We start from the raw sequence: 26,756 nt of genomic DNA, 5'->3' as shown, positions 1-26,756 counted from the left end.
CCGGGTTTTTCACTCCCTGCCGCCAGCCGCCTCGGCCAGGCGCTCCAGGCTTTCCAGGAAGCGGCGCCGCTCTTCGGGCTCGAGCGCCTTCAGCAGGTCACGCTCGAATTCCAGGGCCGCCGGTACGATGGCATCGTACACGGCCTGCCCGGCATCGCTCAGATACAGGCGCTTGGCGCGCCGGTCACCGTCGTTGTCATGCCGTTCCAGCCGCTCCTGATCAAGCAGACGCGAGACCGCCCGGCTGACCGCCACCTTGTCCATCGCCGCGCGTTCGGCGACTTCGGTCGCGGTGATGCCGGGATAGCGCCCCAGGATGGCGATCACCCGCCACTCGGTGACGCCCAGACCAAAACGTTCCTCGTAAGTGCGCGCAATGCCGCCGCTGATCCGGTTGGATAGCACCGACAGGCGATAAGGCAGGAATTTCTCGAGATCGAGCATGGTCAAAGTTACCGGGTCGCGGCTTGAAAACAGTTTCAAATGTAACTAATATCGTAGGCATTCGGCAAGTCCACCAAAATTCCTCAGGAGTTCGAACATGAGCCAGTCACATCCCAACCCACTCGGCGTCGAACAGTTCGAGTTCATCGAATTCGCCGCACCCGAACCGGCGCTGCTGCACGACCTGTTCCAGAAACTCGGCTTCACCGCCGTGGCGCGGCACAAGTCGCAGCCGGTCACGCTCTACCGTCAGGGCGGGATCAGTTTTCTGGTCAATGAAACCAGTGACTCCTTCGCCAGCGATTTTGCCGCCGCACACGGCCCCTGCTGCACGGGCTTTGCCCTGCGCGTGGCCGATGCGAAGACCGCCTACGAAACGACCCGCGCCAAGGGTGCGAAAGATGTCGAGAACAGGTCCGATACGCTGCCCATCGACACGCCGTGCATCGAGGGCATTGGCGGCAGCGTGCTCTACCTGACCAGTGGCGTCGAAGACCTCGAAAAGCACTTCGAGTTCGACCCCTCGGTCGAGCGCGAGCCCGAGGGCGTGGGCCTGAATTTCATCGATCACCTCACGCACAACGTCTACAACGGCAACATGGGCCAGTGGGCCGGGTTCTACGAAGACCTCTTCGGCTTCTTCGAAGTCAGGTACTTCGACATCAAGGGCAAGGCCACCGGCCTGAAATCCAAGGCCATGAACGGGCCCAATGGCAAGATCGCCATCCCGATCAATGAGTCCGAAGATCCCAAGAGCCAGATCAACGAGTACCTCGACGAGTACAAGGGTGAAGGCGTCCAGCACATTGCACTCTATACCGACCGCATCTACGAAACCGTCGAGGCGCTGCGCGAGAAGGGCGTGGACTTCCTCGACACACCCGACACCTACTACGACGTGGTCGACGAGCGTATCCCGAACCACGGTGAAGACGTTCCACGCATGCGCAAGAACAAGATCCTGATCGACGCCGACCCCAACGACAGCGACAAGCAGTTGCTGCAGATCTTCACCAAGACCAACATCGGCCCGATCTTCTTCGAGATCATCCAGCGCAAGGGCAACGAAGGCTTCGGCGAAGGCAACTTCACGGCCCTGTTCGAAGCGATCGAACGCGACCAGGAAAAGCGTGGGGTTCTGTAGCCCTGCAGTGATTGAAACCACAGATTACACAGATTGACACAGATTTTTTAAACAGAAGTTTCTAAATCAATCTGCGTGAATCTGCGAAATCTGCGGTTTCATGCTTTGCATCAGCTCAAATACGAGAAGTTACTATGCGCAAGTGGATCAGCCATTCCAAGATTGAAGGCCGCGCCAGCCGGCAGGCGCATACCAATCTGCCAGAAGGCACTTTCGAGCGCGAGATGGGCAAGGAAGGCTTCTTCGGCCCGGCCACGCACATGTATCACGCGCACATGCCGACCGGCTGGACCGATTTCGAAGGGCCGCTGCAGCCACGCGCCTACGACACGACAAAAATCGACGGGCGCAGCAACTCGCCCTGGCAGGCTACGGAACTGCTGCACAACGCGCACTGCCGCTTCCGCTGCTGGCACTCCGACGGCAAGATGGATCACCTCGTGCGCAATGGCGACGGTGACGAGCTGCTGTTCATCCACGACGGCACCGGCGAACTCTACTGCGACTTCGGTCACCTGAGTTTCCGCGATGGTGACTACATCATGCTGCCACGCGGCACGATGTGGCGGATCGAGTCCGACAAGCCGGTCGACCTGCTGCTGATCGAGGCCACCAACGGCAGCTACATGCTGCCCGAGAAGGGCCTGGTCGGCCCGCATGCCATCTTCGACCCGGCCATGCTCGACAGCCCGGAGATCGACGATGCCTTCCGTGCCCAGCAGGGCGAGGACGAGTGGCAGGTGCGGGTCAAGCGCCGCCAACAGATCTCAACCATCACCTACCCGTTCAACCCGCTCGACGCAGTCGGCTGGAAGGGTGACCTGATGCCAGTACGCATCAACTGGCGCGACATCCGTCCGCTGATGAGCCACCGCTATCACTTGCCGCCATCGGCCCATACCACCTTTGTCGGCAATCGCTTCGTGGTCTGCACGTTCGTGCCGCGCCCGTTCGAATCCTCGGACGATGCACTCAAGGTCCCGTTCTTTCACAACAACGACGACTATGACGAAGTGCTCTTCTACCACGCCGGCAATTTTTTCTCGCGCGACAACATCCACCCCGGCATGATCTCGCACCACCCCTGTGGATTCACCCACGGGCCGCATCCCAAGGCCATGAACAATGCCTTCAAACCCAAGACGGATGCCACCGAGGAAGTCGCTGTCATGCTCGACACCCGCGATGCCCTCGACGCGACCGACGAAGCGGCAAGCATCGAATGGACCGGCTACGTAGACAGTTGGAAACCCAAAGATTAAGCACTGGGTTGAAACCGCAGATTTCGCAGATTAGCGCAGATTTTTTGGAATCGGCTTCCGTTCGATACTAATCTGCGCACATCTGCATAATCTGCGGTTCCCAGCAACTCCGAATCAAAGAGGCAACGCAACATGAAACTAGCAACCCTCAAGGAAGGCGGACGCGACGGTACGCTGATCGTCGTCAGCCGTGACCTCACCCGCGCCGTTCGCGCCACCGGCATTGCAGCGACCCTGCAGGCCGCGCTCGATGACTGGGACAGCGCCGCACCGCGGCTCGCGGCCCTGTTCGACGATCTGATGAACGGCAAGGCCGAAGGCAGCTTCGACCTGGACGTCAACGCCCTGGCCGCGCCACTGCCGCGCTGCTACCAGTTTGTCGACGGCTCGGCCTACCTGCCGCATGTCGAGCGCGTGCGCAAGGCGCGCGGCGCCGAGGTACCCGAGAGTTTCTTCACCGATCCGTTGATGTATCAGGCGGTTTCCGACGGCTTCTTGGCGCCCTACGATCCGATCGCCATGGCCTCGACCGAGTGGGGTATCGACTTTGAATCCGAAATCGGCGTCATCACCGATGATGTGCCGATGGGCGCGAGCGCCGACGAATGCGCCAACCATATCCAACTGGTCACCATCCTCAATGACGTTTCTCTGAGAAATCTCATCCCCGGCGAACTGGGTAAAGGCTTCGGATTCCTGCAATCCAAGCCGCGCTCGGCGCTGGCGCCGGTGGTGGTCACGCCCGATGAACTGGGCGATGCCTGGCAGGAGTGCAAGCTCAAGCTGCCGCTACTGACCCACTTCAACGGCGAGCTGTTCGGCGAGCCCGAGGCCGGCGAGGACATGCAGTTCAACTTCGCCGAACTGGTGGCCCACGCCGCCAAGAGTCGCCCGCTGGCGGCTGGCTCGCTGGTCGGGTCCGGCACCATCGCCAACCAGGACACCAGCCGCGGCGCCTCCTGCCTGGCTGAAAAGCGCATGCTCGAGATCATCGACGGCGGCGAGGCGAAGACACCGTTCATGCAATTCGGCGATGTCGTCCGCATCGAGATGAAGGCGCGTGACGGCGAATCCATCTTCGGCGCGATCGAGCAGAAAGTTGTCGAGTACAAGCGCGGCGCATGAACAGCGAGTCCCGAGTCCCGAGTCCCGAGTCCCGACTAACTCTGTACTCCTACTGGCGCTCCTCGGCCAGCTACCGGGTGCGCATGGCCCTCAATCTCAAGGGCCTGGAGTACACTATTCAGCCGGTGCATCTGGTACGCGACGGCGGCGAGCAGTTCGCCGACGACTACACGCGACTCAACCCGCAGCAACTCGTGCCGACCCTGGTCGACGGCGAGACCGTGCTGACCCAGTCGCTCGCCATTCTCGAGTATCTCGAAGAACGCCATCCGCAACCGTCGCTGCTGCCGAAAGAGAGCGCCGACCGGGCCCGCGTCCGGGCAATCGCCCAGGCCATTGCCTGCGAAATCCACCCCCTCAATAACCTGCGCGTGCTCCAGTACCTGACCGGCCCGGCCGGGCTGGGCGAGGCTGGCAAGATGGCCTGGTACCGGCACTGGACCGAAGCCGGCCTGGCAGCAGTGGAGCGCATGCTCGGCGACGAGCGCACGGGGCGATTCTGTCACGGCAACGAACCGACGGTGGCCGATTGCTGTCTATTGCCACAGGTCTATAATGCCGAGAGATTCGAATGCGACCTGACGTCGTTTGCGACGATCCGGAGAATCTGCGACGAACTCAAGAATCTGCCGGCCGTCGTCGACGCGATGCCGGAAAACCAGCCGGATGCTGCCTGAGCATCCACCCTGAATTGACAACCTTATAGTGTGACCGATCACATGAAGTCCGAATTTCGACTGCTCGCCGGTGCCGCTTTGCTGGCACTGATCACGGCCTGCGCCACGACACCGCCCGATCCGCGCATACTCGACAACGCGCGCGACGCCATCGCCCAGGCCGAGTCGGCCCAAGCGGAGGAGTACGCGCCGCTGGAGATGCGCTTTGCCCGTGAACGGCTGATGGCGGCCGAGCAGGCCCTCGGCAACGAGCGCGAGGACGACGCCCGGCGACTGGCCGAACAGGCCGAACTCGAAGCACAGCTGGCCCTGGCACGCACGCGGGCGGCCCTGGCACGCGCCGAGCTGCAGAACAAACAGCGTGAACTCGAGCAGATCCAGAACGACCTGGTCGAGGTCTTCGGCGAAGAGGTACTCGAACGATGAGTCGATTTACGCTCCGATTCCTGACATTGATTGCCATTGCCTTGCTTGTCAGCGCCTGCGCCGTGCAGCAAACGCGCGAAAATTCCGACCTGCGCAATCTTCGCGCCGATCTCGAGGAATTCCGCGAAAATGAGGACTTGTCCGATCGCGTGCCCCTGGCACTGGCCGACGCGGAACGCGCGGTCCGGGCAGCCGAGGCCGAGGGCCTGTCGGAGGCGGAGCTGGGTCACCGCATTCACCTGGCTGGCAAGCGCATCGAGATTGCGAGAGCCGAGGCATTCCGCGCCCAGGCACTGGAAGAGATCGACAGCATCGACGACACCCGCACCGACCTGTTGCTACGCGCCAGTCGCCTCGAGGTCGAGGATGCCCGGCGAGAAGCCGAGCGGGCCTGGCGCCAGAGCCAGGCAGCCCAGGAGGATTCCGAGCGTAGCCGTCTGGAAGCCATGACCGCCGAGGACTTGCGCGAGGAGGCCGCGCGACGAGAACGCGAGGCACGCGAGGAGGCTCAAGCCGCCCGCCGCCTGGCCGAAGCCCAGTCCAACGAGATCGAACTGGCCCGACGCGAGGCCGAGCTGGCCACTGAGGCGGCCGAATCGATGCGACGGCGGCTCGAGTACCTGGAACTTCGCGAGACCGACCGCGGCGTGGTTGTCACCCTCGGCGACGTCCTGTTCGCCAGCGGGGAAACCACGCTGCAGCCCGAAGCCGAGGCGCGCCTGCGAGACGTGGTCGAGTTGCTCGCTTCCGAGCCCGACAAGCAGATTCGCATCGAGGGGCATACCGACTCGACCGGCTCGGCCAGCGCCAATATGCGCATTTCCCGGCAGCGGGCGGAGGCCGTGCGTGACGCCCTGATCGAACTGGGCATTGACGCCGAGCGAGTCCAGGCCGTCGGCATGGGCGAGGACTTTCCGATCGCCTCCAACGAATCAGCTGATGGTCGCAGCCAGAACCGTCGCGTCGATGTCATCCTGCTCAATGATTGAAGATCACCCTTGAACTGTATCGCCGATGACGCTATAACTGATGACATGGTGGTTTCTTTGAGCGATCCGCTCGTCTCATTTCCACGCCGCCGCTTCGGCGATCCGCCAGAACGCGATGCGGCGCGTCTCCAAACTCCCCCGAATGTAAACGGGCCGCCCCAGTGCGGCCCGTTGTTTTATGCGCCCGGCCCGGGGCCGTGCGCGCCTGTTGGACCCAATGAAAAAAGGAGTCTGCCCATGTTCGAGAATCAGAAGGATCAGATGGAAGTCATGCTCAAGAGCAACGAGGAGTTCCGTCACCTTTACAATCGCCACCAGCAGCTCGAAAAACGCGTTCTGGCCGCCGAAAACGGCACGGCCCCGATGGAAGATCTGGCGCTCAACCAGCTCAAGCGCGAGAAACTTCACGCCAAGGATCAGCTCACGCGAATGTTGGAACAGGCGCAGGCCGCCTGACAAGCGCTGCAACCCCGATTCACCGAACGCCCGGCCCATGCTGGCCGGGCGTTCTTTTTTCGGGCCCATCGCCCTGGGAAGCTCTGATCGGTCATGCACGGGCGTTCAGTGCATGATCGGACAGATGCTCTCTTGCCCCCGGCCGGCCATACAGGGTATCGTGGCCGGCTGATACCTGCCCCCGCCAGAGCCCCGGATGAACGTATACGACAACACCCTGGAACTGATCGGCAACACGCCGATCGTGCGCGTCAACAAGCTCGACACCGGCCCTTGCGAACTCTACCTCAAGCTCGAGAATAACAATCCGGCCGGCTCGATCAAGGACCGCATCGCGCTGAAAATGATCGAGGAAGCCGAGAAGCGCGGCGATCTCAAACCCGGTGCGACGATCATCGAGGGCACGGCCGGCAACACCGGGCTCGGCCTCGCGCTGGTCGCTGCCCAGAAGGGCTATCGGCTGATCCTGGTCATTCCCGACAAGATGAGCCGTGAGAAGATCTACAACCTCAAGGCCATGGGCGCAGAGGTGGTTATCACCCGCTCGGATGTCGGCAAGGGCCATCCTGAGTACTACCAGGATCTGGCCGAAACGCTGGCCAGGGAAACCGACAACAGCTACTTTATCAACCAATTCGGCAACCCGGACAACCCGAAGGCCCACGAGGAAGATACCGGGCCGGAAATCCTCCGGCAGATGGACGGCAAACTCGATGCCATGGTCATAGGCGTTGGCTCCAGCGGCACCATTACCGGCCTGTCGCGTTGCTTCGCCGACGCGGCCCCCGAACTGGAATTGGTCCTGGCCGATCCCGAAGGGTCGATCCTCGCCGACTACATCGCCACCGGCAAGGTCCGCGAAGACGCCGGCGGATGGCTGGTGGAGGGCATCGGCGAGGATTTCCTGCCCAGCATCAGCGACTTCTCGCGGGTGCACAAGGCCTACGCGATTCCGGACCGGGAAAGCTTCCTGACCGCGCGCGAGCTGCTCGAGAAGGAAGGCCTGTTCGGGGGCTCTTCGACCGGTACGCTGCTGGCCGCCGCGCTGAAGTACTGCCGCGAGCAGACCGAGCCGAAGAAGGTGCTGACTTTTGTCTGCGATACCGGCAACAAGTACCTGTCGAAGATGTACAACGACACCTGGATGCGCGAACAGGGCTTTCTCGATATCGAGGAGAAGGGCGACCTGCGCGACCTGATCGCCCGACCCGCGGCCACCCGCGACGCCATTACGGTCGGGCCCGACGAGCCGCTATCCAACGCCTACAAGCGCATGAAGCTCTACGACATCTCGCAGTTGCCGGTGATCAAGGGCAAGCGCATTGTCGGCATCGTCGACGAATCCGACCTGTTGATGGCCGTCTACGACCACGAGGAGCGCTTCTCCGAACCGGTCTCTTCAGCCATGGTCAGCAAGCTGGAGTCCGTGCAGGTCGATGACGCCATCGACGCCCTGCTCCCCATCTTCAACCGCGACCTGGTCGCGATCGTGCTCGACGGCGAGGAATTCATGGGTTTGATCACGCGCGTCGACCTGCTGAATTACCTGCGAAGACGAGCCGATCGGTAATCGCGCAAGCCAACAAGCAAACCAGTCAACGAGCCAACGACCATGACCAAACTCGCTACACGCGTCATCCACGCCGGCCAATCGCCGGATCCTTCGACCGGGGCCATCATGACCCCGATCTACACCACCTCGACCTATGTACAGAGGAGCCCGGGCGACCACCAGGGCTTCGAGTATTCGCGCACACACAATCCCACGCGCAAGGCCTGGGAGGCCTGTATCGCGGATCTCGAAGGCGGGCGCCACGGCTTTGCTTTCGCCTCGGGCATGGCCGCGACCGATGCGCTGATGCACCTGCTCGAACCCGGTGACCACGTGCTGGCCATGCACGACCTGTACGGCGGAACCTGGCGCCTTTTCGAACGCGTGCGCCGCCGTTCCTCGGGTCTGGAATTCAGTTTCGCCGACCTGGCCGACGTCGATGCGGCACGCGCGGCGGTTAACGACAGGACGAAGATGATCTGGGTCGAATCACCTACCAACCCGATGCTGCAGCTGGTCGACATCGCCGCCATGGCCGAACTGGCGCGCGAATCCGGTGCAATCCTGGTGGTCGACAACACCTTTGCCACGCCGATGCTGCAGCAGCCGATTGCGTTGGGCGCCGACATTGTGGTGCATTCGGTCACCAAGTACCTCAACGGTCACTCCGACATGGTCGGTGGTGCGCTCGTGGTCAAGGACGACAAGCTGGCCGAGGACATCGCCTTCATTCAGAACTCGTCCGGCGGCGTACAGGGACCATTCGATTCCTTCCTGGTGATGCGCGGGGTCAAGACCCTGGCGTTGCGGATGGCCGCCCACTGCGAAAACGCCGCGCGCATTGCCGAATGGCTCAGCGAGCACCCGAAAGTCGAGAAGGTCATCTATCCCGGCCTGGACAGCCACCCGCAGAAGGCCCTGGCCGAAAAGCAGATGACCGGTTTCGGCGGCATGGTCAGTTTTGATATCGGCGGCGACCTGGACCGCGCCCGCCGGTTCCTCGAGAACACCAAGTTGTTCGCCCTGGCCGAATCCCTGGGCGGCGTCGAGTCCCTGGTCAATCACCCGGCCATCATGACCCACGGCTCGGTGCCCAAGGAGAACCGCGACCGACTCGGCATCACCGACACCCTGATTCGCCTGTCGGTGGGCATTGAGGATGTCGATGACCTGATCGGCGATCTGTCCGAAGCCCTGGATCGGGTCTGAGGAGGCGATACCGTGCAATTTCGCCTGAAAGCCGCCTCCGGTCCGAATACGGGAAAAAATTTTCCACTCGAGGAAGACACATCCATCGGCTCGGCCGATGACGCCGACATCCGGCTCGAGGGTCTTCTGGATCGACACGCCAGGATTATCTACAACGGCGAGACCCTGATGCTCGAGCTGGCCGGCAAGGCCTGGGTCAACGGTCAGCCGGCGCAGCGGCAGCCGCTCCAGTCCGGCGACGAAATCCGCTTTGGTGAACATCGCTTCGTGCTGCAGGCGCCGGGCCTGCGCCCGCCGAGCGTGCTCAAGGACGCCGGGCCGCGCAGGAGTCGGGCGTGGTTGTGGATTTCGCTTGGGGTGATTGCCGCTGGCGGCCTGGCGGCGGCAGCATATTTCTACTGGCCGATGCAGTAGGCAAGCCTGAAGACAAAACCATGGGACCACGGAAAGCACGGAAGACACGGAAACTTATTTCTGTTAATTCCGTGCATTCCGTGTTTTCCGTGGCAGAAAGGTTTTATCTCGAACCGCCCCAGAGTGACTGTTACTCGTAGTCGACGAGCTCGCGCAGTACCGACGTGGCGTAGCTGCCCTTGCCTAAAGAAAAGACCAGTTTCAGGCTTCGCTCGTCGGGGAACGTCCAGGCCAGTTCGCCGACCCGCATCCTCAGCGGCCGGCGCTCCTGTTTCATGCCGAACTTCGCCAGGCCTTCGATCAGTTCCCGGTGGGACGAGAACACCCGGTTCTCGATTTCGGCCGCTTCACCCGTAGCCGGACTGTCACCCTCCCCGGGTAGCGGGCCACTCGGGTGGATGTCCATTTCGGCACAGCGACGAACCTGCTCCGGATCAGCAGCATCGGCCTGGAAGAATGAGTGGCTACCATCAAGCACGGCCAGATCCCCGTCGATCAGGCGGTTCCAGTCAGCACGGCGAATCCGCTCGGCCAGCACATGGTTGAAGACCAGGCTGCGGGCCGCTGAAAGATAGAAGCCGCGCTTGGTCTTCGACGGTTTGCGACGTATCTCGCCGCGGAACAGCGCCAGCGCCCTGGCAATGTTGTTGTGACCGAAGCGCTGCTCACCGAATCCGTTGGGAACGCCCTGGTCTCGCACGGCGGCCAGGCGTTCCTCGAGGGCGTCTCGATCACCGTCGAGCTCACGCACGATCAGCTCGAATCGGTTGCCGCGCAGTCGCCCCCGACGAATCTTGCGTGAACTCCATGCAGCCGACTCGATATTGACCCCATCGATCGTCCAATCCCGCCAGTCCGGCATGGCCTGACCAGGCAGCTGAATGGAAAAATACTGCTCAGTGACGGCGTTGCGATCCTTGAGGCCAGCGAAGCCGACACGGTTCGGGCGTACGCCGGCCGCGCGCGCCAGGTCGGAGGCCACATCGACGGTATTGCGCTCGCGCTTGCTCACCCACAGCCACAAGTGTTCACCCTCGCCGTCGGGCTCATGACCCAGCCGCTCGGACACCAGGAAATCTTCCGGCTGACATCGGATGCGCCCGCGTACGGGCGGCCCACCGAAGGCGTGACCCGGTCTGATTTCGTCACCACTCATCCGCTTGGCTCGGCATCTTCCGGATCGACGATCAGGAAGAAGGACTCCCCTTCGCGAATCAGGCCAAGTTCCGAGCGGGCGCGCTCCTCGATGGCCTCCAGGCCGGCGCGCAGATCCTCGACTTCGGCGGCCAGTGCCTCGTTCCGCCGCTCCAGCTCCTCGTTCTCGATCTGCTGCTGCTCGACCATTTCGCGCAGCGAGCTCACCTCGGCGAACTCCCGCCACAACTGCACCTGCAGCACGACGAGGATGACCAGCAGGGCAATCAGGATGATGCGCATCAGCCGCCCTGCCCGCACAGCATGCTTTCAATGACAGCCGCATACACCGCCGGCAGGGCTGCCAGATCCTCCAGATCGATACACTCATCGATCTGGTGAATGCTGCGGTTGACCGGACCGAGTTCGATCACCGGAATGCCGCGCGGCCCGAAGAAGCGACCGTCGGAAGTGCCGCCACCGGTATCCGCTTCAGGCGTGATGCCCAACTGCTCCCGGCAGACCTGCCTGACGATGTCGGCCAGCGGACCGGTGGCCGGGCCGAAGGGCTGGCCCGAAACGCGCCATTCGAGTTCCCAGATACCCGGGTCATGGCGCTCGATCAGCTGGCGCAGCCGGGCTTCGAGGGTCTCGGCCGAACTGTTGGGATTGTTTCGAAGGTTGAACCAGACCTCCAGTTCGCCGGGCGTGACGTTGTCGGCGCCGGTGCCGGCACGGAGGTTGGAAATCTGCAGTCGCGTCGGCGGGAAGTACTCGTCGCCGTCATTGAAAGCCAGCCGGCTCAGCTCGGCCAGCAGCGGCGCGGCCCGGTGCACCGGATTGTCGCGCGGATCGGCGTAGGCGGTATGCCCCTGCCTGCCATGAACGTGCAATCGACCCTGGATGGAGCCACGCCGGCCGATGCGGATCAGGTCACCCAGGCGCTCTTGGCTGGACGGCTCGCCGACCAGGCAGGCATCGGGCAGCAAACCCCTGTCTTCGAGCTTCGGCACAACCGCGCGAATGCCGTGGCGTGCGGGCCCTTCCTCGTCGGATGTCAGCAGCAGGGAAATCGTTCCGGCATGATCCGGATGTGCCGCCAGAAAGCGCTCCAATGCCAACACGAAAGCCGCAACGGAAGACTTCATGTCGGCCGCGCCGCGGCCATAGAGCATGCCATCGCGGATCGTGGGCTCGAACGGCGGCGAACTCCAGTGTTGGGCCGGTCCCGGCGGCACCACGTCGGTATGCCCGATCAGCATCAGGTGCGGCGCGCCGTTGCCATGACGGGCGAGCAGGTTGTGCACGTCCTCCACATCGATCGACTCGACCGTCATCCCCGCCCGCTCGAGCCGGCTGGCGATGAGGGGCTGGCAGCCGGCATCTTCAGGCGTGATCGACTCGCGCGCGATCAGTTCGCGGGCCAGTGTCAGCACCGCATCGCGCTCGGTTTGGGAAGGGGCAGTCGCCATGGGAGAAGCTTAACGCATTGACCGACATTCGTCGGAAGCACCAAATCCGAAATCTCAATTCCGAAACAAATTCGAAATCGCAATGTTCGAATGACCGAAATACCTGCGAAAATCGAACCTCTCCCGACCGCCCACGGTGTCGCATGTTCCGCAAATGGCGCGAAAAACGCTGGCAACATAAAGTCGACGTGGCCATGCCGTCACACGAAGACATTGCGGCGGTGATCAAGCATTTCCCGGTCCTGGCCACAATCGAGGGAGAGAGCGCCGCACGCTTGCGCCAGCGCAGTGGGGAGATCCTGGCCAGCAAGACCTTTCTCGGCGCCGGTGGCCTGCAGCCCGGCTACGAGGATTGCCTGGCCGTCGCCCTGCTCGCCGCCCGTCCAATCCTGAACCTGGGCATCGAGTGCTACGCGGATTTCCACACCTTCATTCTCTATCCTGACGAGTTTATCGCGGAGGAGGAGTTCGAAGACGAGGCCGGCGTGGTCAGCCGGGGCCGTGACCTGCGCTCGGGAGAGGCCTGGGCGCGCGGACCGGTGGTGCTGTCGATGGCCGACGTGATGGACTCCGCCCAGGGCCAGGGCTTCGACGTGGTCGCGCATGAACTCGCCCACCAGATCGATCAGTTAAACGGCGAGATGGATGGTTTCCCGCCGCTGCACCGCTCGATGGACCCGGACGAATGGACCCGCGCCTTCTCCGCGGCTTACGACCGGCTCAATCAGGCACTCGATCGCGACGAAGAACCCGCCATCGATCCCTACGCCGCCGAGTCACCGGCCGAGTATTTCGCAGTAACCAGTGAATATTTCTTCGATGCGCCGGAGTGGTTGGAGCAGCACGAGCCGGAGGTGTTCAGGCTTCTGCAGGCCTTCTACGGGATTAGGAACGCATGAGACTTCGCCCTATGGGCAAAAATTCCAAATCCGAAGCACCAAATCTCAATCAAATTCGAAGTACCAAAATTCGAATGACCGAAACGCACCACAATCAACCTGGATCTCGCTCGCATCCTCGACGGGCAAGTTCGTGATCTTCACACGTGATAGCTAGCGTTCTGAACCGAAGCATGGTCCGTCGGTAATGCAACTCCGACCTACGGCTGCTCCGATAAGCCGCTGATTCCTGTTTGAAGCATTTGAACATTGGAATTTCGAATTTGTTTCGGATTTGGTGCTTCGGATTTGGTGCTTTTGAAGTCACTCCCTTCCCGGCCCCCAAAGCATCCTGTCCAGCGCGCGCTCCGGGCTGAAACGCTCAAGATCAATCGTGTCGTTTTCAAACTCCACGCCTTCCTCCTCCAGCAGTCGCCGTTGCTCGGCACCCTTGCTGCTGCCCTCGGGAAAACTTATCTTGCCCTGGGCGTTAACCACGCGGTGCCAGGGCAAGGCCATCTTCTTTGGCGCGCGGCCGAGTGCCATGCCGACCAGGCGTGCCCGGCCCGGCAGGCCGGCCAGCCGGGCGACCGAGCCATAGTTGAGCACGCAGCCGCTGGGAATGCCAGCCACAGCGTCCCAGATGCGCTGGTAGCGGTCGGCGTCGGAGACCGGATCAGTCTTCTTGTTCTTCTGATCGCTCACGAACGATTCCAAGCGTGTGTGACACGATGCCGTTGAGAATATTGAGTTCGTTCTCGTCGGGGCGGGCGCGCAGGTAGAGCCGGCGCAAGCGCTGCATCAGGCGCTTGGGCTGGCGCGGGTTGAGGAAGCGGATGGCCAGCAGCGATTCCTCCAGGCGCTGGAAGAAGAACTCCAGGCGCTCGGGATCGACCGGCTCCCAGTCCGGCGGCGGCGTCTCGCCCGGCCCACCATCGAGTTCGGCCAGGTGGATCTCGTAGGCCAGGATCTGCACCGCCTGGGCCAGGTTGAGCGAGGAATACCGCTCGCTGGTCGGGATATTGACCAGCCAGTGGCAGTGCTTGACCTCTTCATTGTCGAGCCCGCTTTTCTCTCGCCCGAATACCAGCGCCACTTCATGCTTGCCGGCCTCGACCACGGCCTTCTGCGCCGCCGATCGGGGATCGAACAAGGGCTGCGGCAGCGATCGCAGGCGCGCGGTGGTGCCCAGCACCAGCGGGCAGCCGGCAATCGCCTCCAGGAAATCATCGACCACAACCGCATTGGCCAGGATGTCGTCGGCACTGGAGGCCATGGCGGTCGCCTCGCCGGAAGGAAATTTCGCCGGCGAGACGAGGTAGAGCCGCTCGAGTCCCATCACCTTCATGGCCCGAGCCGCAGCGCCGATGTTGCCCGGATGCGTCGTGCCGACCAGCACGACCCGGATATTGCTTGCGGGATTTGTCATGCGCGATATTCTACCTTCGCGGGCGTATTCGGGCTCCGGGACCGAGGGACTCACGCACAGCCCCCGATATTCCTTTATCCTTACGGGTTTGGCACTTCAGTCGATTCCCGCGATGTCCAACCCCTATCTCAATATCGCCTCCGAGGCCGCACACCAGGCTGGCGATATCGCGCTACGCTACCGCTCCCGCCTTGACAGCATCCCGGTGGAGCGCAAGGCCCGGCACGACTACGTCAGTGACGTCGACCGGGCCTGCGAGCAGGTTATTCGGGACCACATCGGCCGGCATCACCGCGACCACGCCATTCTCGGCGAGGAAGGCGGACTCAGCGGGGACAGCGACCACGTCTGGATCATCGATCCGATCGACGGCACCAGCAACTACCTGCGCGGCATCCCGCATTTCGCCATCTCGATCGCCATCCAGGTCAAGGGCCGCATCGAGGCCGGTGTCGTCTATGACCCCGTCCGCGAGGAGCTTTTCACGGCCAGCCGTGGCCAGGGTGCTTTTCTGAACAGCCAGCGCATACGCGTTTCAGGGCGCAAGGAATTGTCCGACGCGCTGGTTGCCACCGCCTTCCCCTTCCGCAAGCGCCGCCTGCTGGAAGGTTATCAGGGCATGTTCAATGCGATGTTCGAGAGGGTCGAGGATTTCCGCCGCGCCGGCACCGCCTCGCTCGATCTGGCCTACGTCGCCTGCGGCCGGCTCGACGGTTACTGGGAGCTGGGGCTCAAGCCCTGGGACCTGGCTGCCGGCGCCCTGCTCGTCCAGGAAGCGGGCGGCGTGGTCATGGATATCACCGGCGGCGACCAATGGCTGCAGTCCGGCCATGTCCTGGCCGCACCCTTCAAGCTGATCACCCCCATGCGCGCCGCCATCGAACCGCACGTGACCGAGGCCATGAAGGCGCGCACGGCCAAGCCTGGCGACGCTTCACAATAAACCGGGTAACCTGACAGGCACGCTGCCGGGAACGCTTTCAGGAATTTGGGAAAACCGGCTCCCGCGGGGCACGACCACCCGCGGGAGCGCTCCGCAGCGCTAGGGACAGGGCCCGTCGACGATCTTGACGGCATCGCTGGTGAACTCACCGAAGCCGGAAAGTACCGGCTCGACCTTGACGCTTGCCGCGTTGCAATTGGAGAACTCGACGGTGATGGACCCGAACAGCGTCTGGCTCACGTCCCAGGGCCGGAACTGCCCGCCAAAGTCGGTGCCGGAGGTGATATAGACGGCCGGGAACTCGACGATATTGCCGCTTCGGTCGCCGACTCCGATCATCCACATCTGCTCACCGCCATCATAGGTATAGAAAGTGATGATGTATCGATCGCCCTCGGCAACGATCTGGAACCCTTCTCCGTTGCGGGCCGGGTCAAACATCGTTCCGGTATACGCCTGATCCGTGTCCGGGGGTGCGCCGGCGCCGCAGGTCACCGGCGTAATGCGGGTAAGATCGACGACAATTGGCTCGAAGGCGACATCGTCGGGATCGACCCGCGCCGTCATGCGGTTGCAGTCCCTGAAATCGAGAACGATTTCGCCCCAATCGCGAGCCTCGTAGTCACCGCTATCGTAGTTGCTCCCGTATTGCGGGCCCTCGGTAATCGACATTTCGTCAAAGACCAGCTGGCCGTCCATCAAACCCCCGACGCCGATCAGCCAGACCTGCTCGCCGTCAAGGTAGGTGTAGTAGGTCAGGATGAAAGTCTCGCCGTCGGCCTCTCGTGTCAGCCGCAGGCCTTCGCCATCTCGCGAGGGGTTGAAATAGCTTCCCGAAATCTCGTCGCGCAGGATGTGATCGGGATCCGGACCTTCGTCATCGTCGTTCGCATCGGTGGGCACGTGGGCGCCGCCGGTGATGGGACCGTCCGTGGCAAAGCGGCCGAGTGCCACGTGCCCGCTATTGCCGTCGATCGCTGCCGCAGAAATGACGATGGTATTGATCTCGTCCCAGGCCGGGGCGGTACCGGTCATGGGGGCGAACTGGTTAAAAGGCAGGGTTGCGGAACCGACCGTGGGCGATTCGATGAAAGCAAGGGCCATCTCCTCGCTCGGACCGAACACGAACACTGCCATCGCAGTCGCGCCGCCCACCGACGTGATGTCCATCTCGAATGCGCTCGAGCCCGACAGGTCGAACAGCGGGCCGTCACCGCGAGCCCAGCCCGTGCCACAACCACCACCCGTTTCCTCATGACTGGCAGTCAGGTTGATTTCGCAGCGAAATTCACCGCCGGCCACACCGACGGTGACGGTCGAGCCGGCTGGGGCTTCATCATCGAGACCCGGGGCCATGACCCGGAACCCGCCGAGCACGGCATCGGTCTCGAGAACCCCCTGCTCTTCGGTGATCTCCTCCCCGGGTCCAACTGTGAAGGGCCCCTGGCCCACCGAAAAACCGTCGATCAAGGCCGCCGATGCGGGTTGAAAAAACACGAGCGCCAGCCCGATGCATAGCAGTCGCTTCATGGTTTGCTTCCTCGCCAGATGACTGATGACGCCTTCACTAACGCAATCACCGGGCGATTTACGCCATCCCGGGCCAGCGGCCAATGACTTCGGCGGCTACCTAGCGGTGCACCCAACCGGTAAAGCTGCATCGATGGCCGCGGGCAAATGGCGCGACTGCCTGTACCGCATGTCTTTGCGGCACGAGAAAGACATTGAGCACGTTAAAGCGTGGAACGAAAGCGTGCTCGATGTTGCCGTCTTCATCGAAGAAGGCGAGATGCCCACCCCAGTCCGGGTTCCATTCCGGCGTCAGGTTGAGCACGTAGGCAGCAACCCGGTCGCGCCGCGCGTGAGCATCATCATGCATGGTCAGAAAATGACCAGGCTCGTAGCGCGTTGCCATCACATCCACTTCCCGGGCATCCGGTTCGCGGGTGAGCTGGCGAAAGAAGTCCAACGTTGTCCCGGAATTCAGAAATTCGGCGACTTCGTGCAGGGGGTGACCTTTGTTCTCGCCGCGCTCAATCGTTTCACTGATGTAGTACTGGCAAAAAAGGTACTGGAACTGTTTACCTGCGCGCTCGTGAACCCGCTGCATGAACTGTTCACGTTCCACCTGGGAAACCTTTTCGAGATTCTCGGCAGGCACTTCCAGATTTTCGGCGCCACGATTGAGGGACAGGTACCAGATCGCGTTCTCCTGAAACGCCTGCCATAGATTCTGCGCGGACTCGGGCGTCAGAAAATCCGCAATCTGTACGCGCGTCGTGGCTGCCAATTGCTCGGCAGCCCTGGCAGCATCGAGCTGTGGATTGATCGTCAGGGAAAGACTCATAAACGCTTCCGTTTCGTTATTCTGGTGGTGCCGTGCCAATCAGTGTAATGGAAGGTTCACCGTATCAACCAACCCGCCGCTTCAAGTGGTCAGCAGAATCCTGGTGGGGCGGAGATGACCCGCTCCATCCATCTGGCCGATCCCCACGAACAGTTCGGGCGAGTAGATTCTTACATTGCCTGCCTCCGTCCCAGGCAATCCGGACAGGAATTGACCCTGTTGAAGGCGAGCAGCCTGCTGCTCATCGACATGAACCGCCGGCAGATGCTCTAGCGCGCGATCGGCGGGCAGCAGCAGGCTACGGGCGTCATCGCACGTGAGCGTCTGCAAATTCTCGAGCGTGTGTGCATCGGCGACCCTGAACGGTTCGCTAGCGGTCCGTCGCAACCCGATCAGGTGCGCACCGCATTCCAGACGTTTTCCGATGTCACGGGCCAGTGAGCGGATATAGGTGCCCTTCGAGCAGCGCACTGACAGCTCGATCAGGTCACCTTCGTGACCCAGCAAATTCAGTTCGTGGATGATTACCGGGCGCGGTGGGCGCGCCACCGTCTCGCCCCGGCGCGCCAGCTCATAGAGCCGCCGTCCGTGGTACTTGAGGGCCGAATACATGGGTGGAATCTGCTCGATCGAACCACGGAAGTGCTCCAGGACGGCATCAATGTCACTTTCACTCAACTCGGGCACCTCGCGTCGCTCGATGACTTCGCCTTCGGCATCCTCACTGTCGGTGGTAATACCGAGCTTCAGCGTGGCCTCGTAGGCCTTTTCGGCATCGAGCAGGTAACCCGCAACCTTGGTCGCCTGACCGAAACACAGCACCAGCAGCCCCGAGGCCAGTGGATCCAGAGTGCCGGTATGCCCGGCCTTCTTGAGGCCGAGAATACGTTTGGCCTGGCCGAGCGCGGCATTTGATGTCATGCCGACCGGCTTGTCGAGCAGCAGGATTCCACTGCTGGAAATAGAGGGTTCAGTTTTCATTTCAATCCACGATAATCCGGGTTGCCACCGATGAAAGACGGTTACAGGGAGGCCCCGGTTGCGCTATGCTTCGCCTGAGGACATTCGAGCGATGGTGCCGCGGAAGGTTTGAGGATGAAGCCGACCGATACTCAAAACCCCGATTACTACCACAAGGTGGTCGATTGCCAGTGGGGTTGTCCAGCACACACCGACGTTCCCGAATACATCCGGCTGATCGCCCAGGGGCGATTTTCCGACGCCTACATGGTTAATCGTGAGTCTAACGTATTTCCCGGTATTCTGGGCCGGGTCTGCGACCGGCCATGCGAACCGGCTTGCAGGCGCAGCCGCATCGATGAAAAACCGGTCGCCATCTGCCGTCTGAAACGCGTCGCAGCCGATCACCGCGACGACATCACCGAACGGCTACCAACGATCCCGAAGCACCACAATGGCAAGCGCATCGCGCTGGTCGGTGCCGGCCCGGCCTCGCTGACGGTATGCAATGACCTGTTGCCGCTCGGCTACCAGTGCACACTTTTCGAGAAACTCGGCAAAACCGGCGGACTGATGCGGTCCAACATCCCGGCATTCCGGCTACCGCAGAAGGTCCTGGACGAGGAGATCGAATACATTCTCCGCATGGGCGTGGATCTGCGCCTGAATACTCCGGTCGATTCGATGAAGTCCCTACTGGACCAGGGCTATGACGCGATCTTCGTCGGCTCGGGCGCACCGCGCGGCAAGGAGCTCGATATTCCGGGTCGCAGTGAAGGCGACGCCAGCATTCACATCGGCATCGACTGGCTCGAGTCAGTGGCTTTCGGGCACACGAAAGAAATCGGCAAGAAGGTTCTGATTATCGGCGTCGGCAACACCGCGATGGATTGCTGCCGCACCAGCCTGCGGCTGGGGGCCGATGACGTCAAGGTCATGGCACGCAAGCCGCGGCAATTCTTCAAGGCCTCGGACTGGGAACTCGAAGATGCCGAGGAAGAACAGGTCGAGATCGTCATCAACCGCAGCCCGAAAGAATTCGTCGTCAGGGATGGCCAGCTTCAGGGCATGATTTTCGAAATCATGGAATACGACATCTCGGATGGCCGCATCACCGATTCCCGGGTAACCGGGGAAGAATTTTTGGAGGCCGATGACGTCATTCTGGCGATCGGCCAGGAAACGGCTTTTCCGTGGATCGAGCGCGACCTCGGCATCGAGTTCAACCAATGGGACGAACCGGATTGCGATCGCAGCACCTATCAGTCCACGCTACCGGGCGTGTTCTTCGGCGGTGATGCGGCATTCGGCCCGGAAAACATCATCTGGGCCGTCGAGCACGGTCACCAGGCCGCGATTTCCATCCATAAGCATTGCCACGGCGAAGACATCAACGCCCGACTGCCGCAGACCATGAACCTGGGCTCACGCAAGATGGGCATACACGAGTGGAGCTACTCGAACTATTTTGATCCGGCTGCGCGTCGCAAGATGGAACATGTGCCACTGACCGAGCGTTTCCGCGAGCTCAATACCGAAGTGGAACTTGGTTTTACCGCCGAGCAGACTGCCTGCGAGGTCGAGCGCTGCCTGAATTGCGATGTCCAGACGGTATTCACCGATTCGCTTTGCATCGAATGCGATGCCTGCATCGACATCTGCCCGACCCAGTGTTTGACCATCACCGCCAACGGCGAGCAGGAAGCGGTTGAAGCTTGCCTGACCGCACCGCGCCAGGAACCGGAGCAGCCCCTGTTCATTTCGGACCAACTCAAGCAGACCGGCCGCATCATGGTCAAGGATGAAAACGTCTGCGTCCACTGCGGCCTGTGCGCCGAGCGTTGTCCCACCGCCGCGTGGGACATGCAGAAATCGACACTTCGCATTCCGTACGCCCGGGACCACGACGCCAAGCCAGTGGCAAAGGCAAAGGTCGGGTCTTGATCCAGATGCAGGCCACGGATTACACAGACCTCAGGCGAGCGGGCTGAAACCAGCCGACGATCCTTTCACAAGACCCCTTGAGACTCTAGGGAACAGCATGGCTACAGGCAACGCGCAGATCAATGACTTCGTCCTCAAGATCGCCACGGTCAACGGCAGCGGTTCGGCGAGCGCGAATGGTCTCTTGATGAAGGCACTGTTCCGGATGGGTATCCCCGTCACGGGAAAAAACCTGTTTCCATCCAATATCCAGGGCTTGCCGACCTGGTACGAGATTCGCGCAAGCCGCGAGGGCTACAACGCGCGGGTTTCAAGAGTCGACGTGATGGTGGCGATGAACGCCCAGACCTATGCCAGGGACCTGGCTGAAGTGGGTGAAGGCGGCTACCTGATCTACGACTCGACCTGGCCCCGGGAGTCGCAACTCCAGCGCGAAGGTGTGCACGTACTCGGCATTCCGCTGTCCGGGATGGTCAACGCGAATTTCGAGAGCGCTCGCGTCAGAACGGCCGCCCCCATCCGGACCCTGATGAAGAACATCGCCTATGTCGGCGCTCTGTGTGCGCTGATGCAGATTGATCGTGAAATCGTGCGCAAGCTGCTCGAAGAAACCTTTGCCGCCAAGCCAAAGCTGGTCGAGCCAAACTTCAAGGCCGTCACGCTGGGATACGACTATGCGCGCGAGCACTTCGACTGTCCGCTCCGGGTCCGTGCCGCGCCAATGGACGGCACCGGCGGCAAGATTCTGATCGAGGGCAATGCTGCTGCGGCGCTGGGCTGCCTGTACGCCGGCGCGACGGTCGGCGCCTGGTATCCGATCACACCGTCGACCTCCCTGATGGACGCGTTTGAGAACTTTTGCAACAAATTCCGCAAGGATCCCGAAACCGGCGAGAACCGCTTCTGCATCATCCAGGCTGAGGATGAGCTGGCTGCAGCCGGCATGGTACTGGGGGCCGGATGGGCCGGCGCGCGTGCTTTCACGCCCACATCCGGACCGGGCATTTCGCTGATGAGCGAGTTCATTGGTTTCGCTTACTACACCGAAATCCCGGCCGTGTTTTTCGACATCCAACGTGTCGGGCCTTCGACCGGCATGCCGACCCGAACGCAGCAGTGCGACTTGATGACCGCCGCATACGCCTCGCATGGCGACACCCGCCACCCGGTGCTACTGCCGTCCGACCCGAAGGAGTGTTTCGAGATGGCCGTGGCCGCATTCGATCTCGCTGAACGCCTTCAGACGCCGGTGTTCGTACTGTCCGACCTTGACATCGGCATGAACGAGTGGATGGTCGATGAGCTCGAATGGGACGACAGTTACCGGCCCGACCGCGGCAAGGTTCTGACCGACGAAGATCTGACTCGAATCGACCAGTTCCACCGCTATCTGGATGTAGACGGTGACGGAATCCCATACCGCACGCTTCCGGGGTCTCACCCCAAGGGCAGCTACTTCGTCAGAGGATCCGGTCATGACCAGTACGGCCGCTACACGGAGGATGCCGATGAATACCAGCAGGTCGTCGATCGACTCCGATTGAAATGGCAGACCGCAAAGACGTTGGTCCCCGATGCTGTCCTCCGCTCCGCACGCGGCCATACCGATGTCGGCATCATTGCGTTCGGCTCGTCGCATGGTGCCACAGTCGAGGCGCTGGATCGGCTGGCCGCCGAAGGTGTCGATGCAGACTACCTGCGGTTACGCGCATTTCCATTCGGCAAGGAAGTGGAAAAGTTTCTCGACCAGCACCGGCTGGTATTCGTGCTCGAGCAGAACCGCGACGCTCAGATGCGCGGCTTGCTGATGCTAGAACTCGACGCGGACCCGGACAAATTGATCTCGATCCTGCACTACAACGGATTGCCGGTACCGTCCGATGTAATTGTTGAGTCCGTTACCGAGCACATCAGACAGGGAGCCGTGGCATGAGCTACATCACCAAACCGAAAGTCAAATGGAGCGGGCGACAGACCAACGAACTGGGATTGACGCTGGCCGACTACGAAGGTGGTCTATCAACGCTGTGCGCCGGTTGCGGTCACGACTCGATTACCGCGGCGCTGGTCAAGGCATTCTGGGAATTGGCCTTGAAACCCGAACAGGTCATCAAACTATCGGGTATCGGGTGTTCTTCCAAGACGCCGGCCTATTTCCTGTCCGGGGCACATGGCTTCAACTCGGTACACGGACGCATGCCCTCGGTGGCCACGGGCGCCCAGGCTGCACGACGCGACCTGATCGCGATCGGCATTTCCGGCGACGGTGACTCGTTGTCGATCGGCTTTGGCCAGTTCGCGCACGCAGTGCGGCGCAACCTGAACGTGCTCTATATCATTGAAAACAACGGCGTCTACGGTCTGACCAAGGGGCAGTTCTCGGCTTCGGCCGACCCGGGCAGCAAGACCAAGAAGGGCCTCGAAAACAGAAATCAGGCCATCGACCCCGTCACAACCGCTATCTCGCTTGGCGGCAGCTTCGTGGCGCGCTCGTTCTCCGGTGACAAGGAGCAACTCGTTCCGCTGATCAAGGCCGGCCTCCGGCACCCCGGCTGCGCTGTTATCGACGTCATCTCGCCGTGCGTGACCTTCAACGACCACGAAGGCTCGACCAAGTCCTACGCCTGGACCCGTCAGCACCTGCACGCGGCCATCGAGACCGATTACGTGGCACCATCGACCGAGATCGAGGTGGACTATGCCGAAGGGGAAGTATCCGACGTCGAATTACACGACGGTTCAGTCATTCGCTTGAAGAAACTCGATCAGGATTTCGACCCTTCCAGCCGCGCGCAGGTGCTGGGACACCTCGCAGCCGCTCATGAGCGCCAGGAAATTCTCACCGGCCTGCTGTTTCTGAACGAAGACTTGCCAAGCTTGCACACCATCCAGGGCACTTCCCGAAAACCACTGTCCCGGTTCGCATTCGACGAACTCAACCCGGGAGCAGCGGCATTGAAAACGCTGCAGGAGGGAATGCGCTGAATTCCATTCGGTGCAAGCTGCGACTCTGAGAGACTCAGCTCTTCTTCTTCGCGGCCGCCAGGAGTTGCTCGATGCGGTCGCCGGTCTCCGATGAGGTGTCGTGCAGGAACTTGAGGGTCGGGGTCACACGCAGACGAATTCGTTTGCCCAGCTCGTGGCGGACCTGGCCGGCATTCTCATTCAGGAACTTGATGATTTCCGGCGCCTGCTCGATCTCGAGCACGGCAATGTACACCTTTGCGTGGGACAAGTCATGCGCGACCTCCACGTCGGTCACGCTGATCAGGCCGCGCGGAATTTCGTACTCGAACTGGCCGTGGAGAATATCGGCCACTTCACGCCGCAGGAGCCCGGCGACGCGTTCAGCTCGGCCGGTACTCATCAGTCGTCCAGCGTGCGTTGCACTTCGATGCGCTCGAAGCACTCGATCTGGTCGCCCGGCTTGACGTCGTTGTACTGCTTGACGCCGATACCGCACTCGGTACCCGCCTGCACTTCGCTAGCATCGTCCTTGAACCGACGCAGCGACTCGAGTTCGCCTTCGTAGATCACCACGTTATCGCGCAAGACGCGAATCGGGTTGGCGCGCTTGACCACACCTTCGACCACCAGGCAACCGGCAATCGCGCCCAGCTTGGAGGAACGGAACACGTCCTTGACTTCGGCCAGGCCGATAATCTCTTCCTTGGTCTCCGTGCCGAGCAGGCCGGTGATGGCCTTCTTGACGTCATCGATGGCGTTGTAGATGACGCTGTAGTAGTTCAGGTCGAGATCGGCTTCCTGGATAATCCTGCGTGCCGAGGCATCGGCGCGCACGTTGAAACCGATGATGATCGCGCCCGAGGCCTGCGCCAGACTGGCGTCGGATTCGGTAATGCCGCCGACACCCGAGGCGACCACGTTGACCTTGATCTCGTCATTCGACAGGCGCGTGAGTGCATCCTTGAGCGCCTCAACCGAGCCCTGTACGTCAGCCTTGATGACCAGGTTGACGTTCTGCTGATCTTCACCGCCCTCGTCCATCTGATCGAACAGGTTCTGCAGCTTGGCTGCCTGCTTCTCGGCCAGACGTCCTTCGCGCGCCGACTGCTTACGCTGATCGGCTGCGTCGCGGGCCTTCTTCTCGTCGGTCACGGCCAGCACATCGTCGCCGGCATTGGGTACGCCCGACAGGCCCAGCACTTCGGCCGGAATCGACGGACCGGCTTCCTCGATCGGCTGGCCGGCCTCATTGAACATGGCGCGCACGCGACCGAACTCCTCGCCGGCGAGAATCATGTCGCCGCGCCGAAGCGTGCCGTCCTGAACCAGGATGGTGGCGATCGGTCCACGGCCCTTGTCGAGCGATGACTCGACCACGACCCCGCGACAGCGCTTGTCGGGATTGGCCTTCAGTTCGAGCACTTCCGACTGCAGCAGGATCGACTCGAGCAGATTGTCGATGCCATCGCCGGTAATGGCCGAAACGGGGACGAAAATTTCCTGTCCGCCCCAGTCTTCCGGCACGACCTCCTCGGCCGCCAGCTCGGACTTGACGCGTTCCGGATCGGCATCGGGCTTGTCCATCTTGTTGACCGCCACGATCAGCGGTACGCCAGCGGCTCGCGCGTGCTGGATAGCCTCCTTGGTCTGGGGCATGACGCCGTCGTCGGCAGCCACCACGAGCACCACGATATCGGTGGCCTGTGCACCGCGTGCCCGCATGGCGGTAAACGCCGCGTGACCGGGTGTATCCAGGAAGGTGACCACGCCGTTGTCCGTCTCGACGTGGTAGGCACCGATGTGCTGGGTAATCCCGCCCTGCTCGCCGGCAGCTACCTTGGCACGACGGATATAGTCGAGCAGCGAGGTCTTGCCGTGGTCGACATGGCCCATGACCGTGACCACTGGCGGACGCGAGACCTCGTCGCTCTCGACGGACTCTTCGGCTTCGACCAGTTCCTGCTCGATATCCTTGTCCTCGGCCGCCTTGGCGGTGTGCCCCATTTCCTCGACCACCAGAATGGCCGTGTCCTGGTCCAATGGCTGGTTGATCGTGACCATGGTGCCCATATTCATTAGCACCTTGATCAATTCGCCGGCCTTGACCGCCATCAGCTTGGCCAACTCGCCCACGGTAATGGTCTCGGGCACCTCAATCTCGCGCTTGACCGGCGCGGTCGGCCTCTGAAAGCCGTGCTCGGCCCCGACGCTCGCCACCTTGCCAGGGCGCGCCGCACTCTTGCGCTTGGGCTTGCGCCGCTTGGACTTGGGTGCGATGTGCAGTTCCTCGCGACCGTATCGGGTGGCCGGCTCTTCCTTGCCGACATTGCCCTTGGCAGCCTTGCGCTCGGCTTCCTTCTGCTTGGCCTGGCGAACAACCTTTTCCTCGACTTTCTTGAGGGCCTCGGCTTCGGCACGCAGCCGGTCTTCTTCCTTGCGGCGCTCTTCTTCCTCGGCCTCACGCTTCTTGCGATCTTCTTCTTCCGCACGGGCCTGTTCCTCGGCCTCGCGCTGGCGCCGTTCAGCTTCTTCGCGCTCCTTGCGCTCGGCTTCCTCGCGCTGGCGCTTCGATTCTTCCAGCGCCTGCACTGCGGCTTCGCGCTCGGGATCGGATTGCTCCTGCTCGGCGATCTCGCGCCGCTTGACGTAGGTGCGGCGTTTGCGCACCTCGACGTTGACCGTGCGTGAGGGTGCTGCACCACGTGAACGGGTGCGCCCGGCGCCGCCGGTGGGCACTTTCAACTCGCTCATGCTCTTGCGCGTGAGCGTGACTTTTCGCGGTTGCGTCGTGTCTTCGGACTCGGCCTTGCCATGGCTCGAGCGCAGGTAGGTGAGGAGTTTTATCTTGTCTTCATTGGTCACCTCGGCATCGGGTTCACTGACCTCGATACCGGCCTCGTTGAGCTGGGTAATCAGACGCTTGACGTCAACGCCCAATACGTCAGCTAGCTGTGCAACTGTGACCTGAGACATGTGTATTCCTT

General features: G+C 61.8%; 26 protein-coding genes. 15 read left to right on the top strand and 11 right to left on the bottom strand.

Going from position 1 to position 26,756, the window contains the following annotated elements; genetic code table 11:
- Positions 1-9 precede the first annotated feature (9 nt).
- The gene (locus G4Y73_RS04105; protein ID WP_205596470.1) at positions 10-483 is read right to left on the bottom strand and encodes a MarR family winged helix-turn-helix transcriptional regulator; all 474 of its coding nucleotides are present in this window, start codon (positions 481-483) and stop codon (positions 10-12) included.
- 58 nt (positions 484-541) lie between these two features.
- Between G4Y73_RS04105 and hppD the strand changes: the two genes are divergently transcribed.
- The 10 genes from hppD to G4Y73_RS04055 all read left to right on the top strand — a co-directional run bounded on the left by hppD (position 542) and on the right by G4Y73_RS04055 (position 9,698).
- Positions 542-1,588: a 4-hydroxyphenylpyruvate dioxygenase gene (gene hppD / locus G4Y73_RS04100; protein WP_164229714.1), complete on the top strand. Its 1,047-nt coding sequence runs from the start codon at positions 542-544 to the stop codon at positions 1,586-1,588.
- 134 nt (positions 1,589-1,722) lie between these two features.
- Positions 1,723-2,850, top strand: a complete 1,128-nt coding sequence (locus G4Y73_RS04095; protein ID WP_164229711.1) for a homogentisate 1,2-dioxygenase — start codon at positions 1,723-1,725, stop codon at positions 2,848-2,850.
- A 132-nt stretch (positions 2,851-2,982) separates the two neighbouring features.
- Positions 2,983-3,975 carry a fumarylacetoacetate hydrolase family protein gene (locus tag G4Y73_RS04090; RefSeq protein ID WP_164229709.1) on the top strand — a complete coding sequence of 331 codons (993 nt, stop codon included), beginning with the start codon at positions 2,983-2,985 and terminating at the stop codon, positions 3,973-3,975.
- The gene (gene maiA, locus G4Y73_RS04085; RefSeq protein WP_164229707.1) at positions 3,972-4,652 is read left to right on the top strand and encodes a maleylacetoacetate isomerase; all 681 of its coding nucleotides are present in this window, start codon (positions 3,972-3,974) and stop codon (positions 4,650-4,652) included. The genes G4Y73_RS04090 and maiA overlap by 4 nt, the downstream gene beginning before the upstream one ends.
- A 42-nt stretch (positions 4,653-4,694) precedes the next feature.
- On the top strand, positions 4,695-5,078 hold the full coding sequence (locus G4Y73_RS04080) for a DUF4398 domain-containing protein (protein WP_164229705.1): 384 nt from the start codon (positions 4,695-4,697) through the stop codon (positions 5,076-5,078).
- Positions 5,075-6,067 (top strand): OmpA family protein, encoded by a 993-nt coding sequence (locus G4Y73_RS04075; protein WP_164229703.1) that lies wholly within the window; start codon positions 5,075-5,077, stop codon positions 6,065-6,067. The genes G4Y73_RS04080 and G4Y73_RS04075 overlap by 4 nt, the downstream gene beginning before the upstream one ends.
- A gap of 237 nt (positions 6,068-6,304) precedes the next feature.
- Positions 6,305-6,523 (top strand): YdcH family protein, encoded by a 219-nt coding sequence (locus G4Y73_RS04070; RefSeq protein ID WP_164229701.1) that lies wholly within the window; start codon positions 6,305-6,307, stop codon positions 6,521-6,523.
- Positions 6,524-6,719: 196 nt separating this feature from the next.
- Positions 6,720-8,093 carry a pyridoxal-phosphate dependent enzyme gene (locus G4Y73_RS04065; protein WP_164229699.1) on the top strand — a complete coding sequence of 458 codons (1,374 nt, stop codon included), beginning with the start codon at positions 6,720-6,722 and terminating at the stop codon, positions 8,091-8,093.
- A 42-nt stretch (positions 8,094-8,135) separates the two neighbouring features.
- Entirely contained in the window at positions 8,136-9,284 is a 1,149-nt protein-coding gene (locus G4Y73_RS04060) for a cystathionine gamma-synthase (protein WP_164229698.1), read from the top strand.
- Positions 9,285-9,296: 12 nt separating this feature from the next.
- A complete protein-coding gene (locus G4Y73_RS04055; RefSeq protein ID WP_164229697.1) occupies positions 9,297-9,698 on the top strand; it encodes an FHA domain-containing protein in 402 nt (133 codons plus the stop codon).
- Positions 9,699-9,828: 130 nt separating this feature from the next.
- Here G4Y73_RS04055 and truD read toward each other — a convergent pair whose 3' ends face one another.
- The 3 genes from truD to dapE are packed head-to-tail and all read right to left on the bottom strand — an operon-like array spanning position 9,829 to position 12,304.
- Positions 9,829-10,854, bottom strand: a complete 1,026-nt coding sequence (truD, locus tag G4Y73_RS04050) for a tRNA pseudouridine(13) synthase TruD (RefSeq protein WP_164229695.1) — start codon at positions 10,852-10,854, stop codon at positions 9,829-9,831.
- Positions 10,851-11,135: a septum formation initiator family protein gene (locus G4Y73_RS04045; protein WP_164229693.1), complete on the bottom strand. Its 285-nt coding sequence runs from the start codon at positions 11,133-11,135 to the stop codon at positions 10,851-10,853. Before G4Y73_RS04045 ends, truD begins: the two co-directional genes overlap by 4 nt.
- Positions 11,135-12,304 (bottom strand): succinyl-diaminopimelate desuccinylase, encoded by a 1,170-nt coding sequence (gene dapE, locus G4Y73_RS04040; protein WP_164229691.1) that lies wholly within the window; start codon positions 12,302-12,304, stop codon positions 11,135-11,137. Before dapE ends, G4Y73_RS04045 begins: the two co-directional genes overlap by 1 nt.
- A gap of 143 nt (positions 12,305-12,447) precedes the next feature.
- Here dapE and G4Y73_RS04035 point away from each other — a divergent pair, with 143 nt between their 5' ends.
- On the top strand, positions 12,448-13,203 hold the full coding sequence (locus G4Y73_RS04035; protein WP_164229689.1) for a M90 family metallopeptidase: 756 nt from the start codon (positions 12,448-12,450) through the stop codon (positions 13,201-13,203).
- Between the two features lie 303 nt (positions 13,204-13,506).
- Here the strand turns inward: G4Y73_RS04035 and G4Y73_RS04030 are convergent, their stop codons facing one another.
- Together G4Y73_RS04030 and G4Y73_RS04025 are read right to left on the bottom strand one after the other, a co-directional pair.
- A complete protein-coding gene (locus G4Y73_RS04030; protein ID WP_164229687.1) occupies positions 13,507-13,887 on the bottom strand; it encodes a methylated-DNA--[protein]-cysteine S-methyltransferase in 381 nt (126 codons plus the stop codon).
- Complete coding sequence (locus tag G4Y73_RS04025; RefSeq protein WP_164229684.1) at positions 13,859-14,611, bottom strand: RNA methyltransferase; 753 nt, start codon at positions 14,609-14,611, stop codon at positions 13,859-13,861. Before G4Y73_RS04025 ends, G4Y73_RS04030 begins: the two co-directional genes overlap by 29 nt.
- A 112-nt stretch (positions 14,612-14,723) precedes the next feature.
- Here G4Y73_RS04025 and G4Y73_RS04020 point away from each other — a divergent pair, with 112 nt between their 5' ends.
- A complete protein-coding gene (locus G4Y73_RS04020) occupies positions 14,724-15,554 on the top strand; it encodes an inositol monophosphatase family protein (protein WP_164229682.1) in 831 nt (276 codons plus the stop codon).
- A gap of 99 nt (positions 15,555-15,653) precedes the next feature.
- On the opposite strand, the gene G4Y73_RS04015 is transcribed toward G4Y73_RS04020, so the two are convergent.
- The 3 genes from G4Y73_RS04015 to truB all read right to left on the bottom strand — a co-directional run bounded on the left by G4Y73_RS04015 (position 15,654) and on the right by truB (position 18,882).
- Positions 15,654-17,084: a hypothetical protein gene (locus G4Y73_RS04015; protein ID WP_164229679.1), complete on the bottom strand. Its 1,431-nt coding sequence runs from the start codon at positions 17,082-17,084 to the stop codon at positions 15,654-15,656.
- A 100-nt stretch (positions 17,085-17,184) separates the two neighbouring features.
- Entirely contained in the window at positions 17,185-17,940 is a 756-nt protein-coding gene (locus G4Y73_RS04010) for a 2OG-Fe(II) oxygenase family protein (RefSeq protein ID WP_164229676.1), read from the bottom strand.
- Between the two features lie 42 nt (positions 17,941-17,982).
- Positions 17,983-18,882, bottom strand: a complete 900-nt coding sequence (gene truB, locus G4Y73_RS04005; protein WP_164229674.1) for a tRNA pseudouridine(55) synthase TruB — start codon at positions 18,880-18,882, stop codon at positions 17,983-17,985.
- A gap of 114 nt (positions 18,883-18,996) precedes the next feature.
- On the opposite strand from truB, the gene G4Y73_RS04000 reads away from it, so the two are divergent.
- The 3 genes from G4Y73_RS04000 (at position 18,997) to G4Y73_RS03990 (ending at position 23,790) form a co-directional block, all read left to right on the top strand.
- On the top strand, positions 18,997-20,805 hold the full coding sequence (locus G4Y73_RS04000) for an FAD-dependent oxidoreductase (protein WP_164229672.1): 1,809 nt from the start codon (positions 18,997-18,999) through the stop codon (positions 20,803-20,805).
- Positions 20,806-20,902: 97 nt separating this feature from the next.
- Entirely contained in the window at positions 20,903-22,738 is a 1,836-nt protein-coding gene (locus G4Y73_RS03995) for a 2-oxoacid:acceptor oxidoreductase subunit alpha (RefSeq protein WP_164229669.1), read from the top strand.
- Complete coding sequence (locus G4Y73_RS03990; RefSeq protein ID WP_164229666.1) at positions 22,735-23,790, top strand: 2-oxoacid:ferredoxin oxidoreductase subunit beta; 1,056 nt, start codon at positions 22,735-22,737, stop codon at positions 23,788-23,790. Before G4Y73_RS03995 ends, G4Y73_RS03990 begins: the two co-directional genes overlap by 4 nt.
- Before the next feature lie 34 nt (positions 23,791-23,824).
- Here the strand turns inward: G4Y73_RS03990 and rbfA are convergent, their stop codons facing one another.
- Positions 23,825-24,172 (bottom strand): 30S ribosome-binding factor RbfA, encoded by a 348-nt coding sequence (gene rbfA, locus G4Y73_RS03985; protein WP_164229664.1) that lies wholly within the window; start codon positions 24,170-24,172, stop codon positions 23,825-23,827.
- Entirely contained in the window at positions 24,172-26,745 is a 2,574-nt protein-coding gene (gene infB / locus G4Y73_RS03980; RefSeq protein WP_164229661.1) for a translation initiation factor IF-2, read from the bottom strand. The genes rbfA and infB overlap by 1 nt, the downstream gene beginning before the upstream one ends.
- Between the last annotated feature and the right edge of the window lie 11 nt (positions 26,746-26,756).

Source organism: Wenzhouxiangella sp. XN201 (assembly GCF_011008905.1).
Taxonomy (GTDB): domain Bacteria; phylum Pseudomonadota; class Gammaproteobacteria; order Xanthomonadales; family Wenzhouxiangellaceae; genus Wenzhouxiangella.
This window is presented reverse-complemented; position numbering and strand designations above follow the sequence as displayed.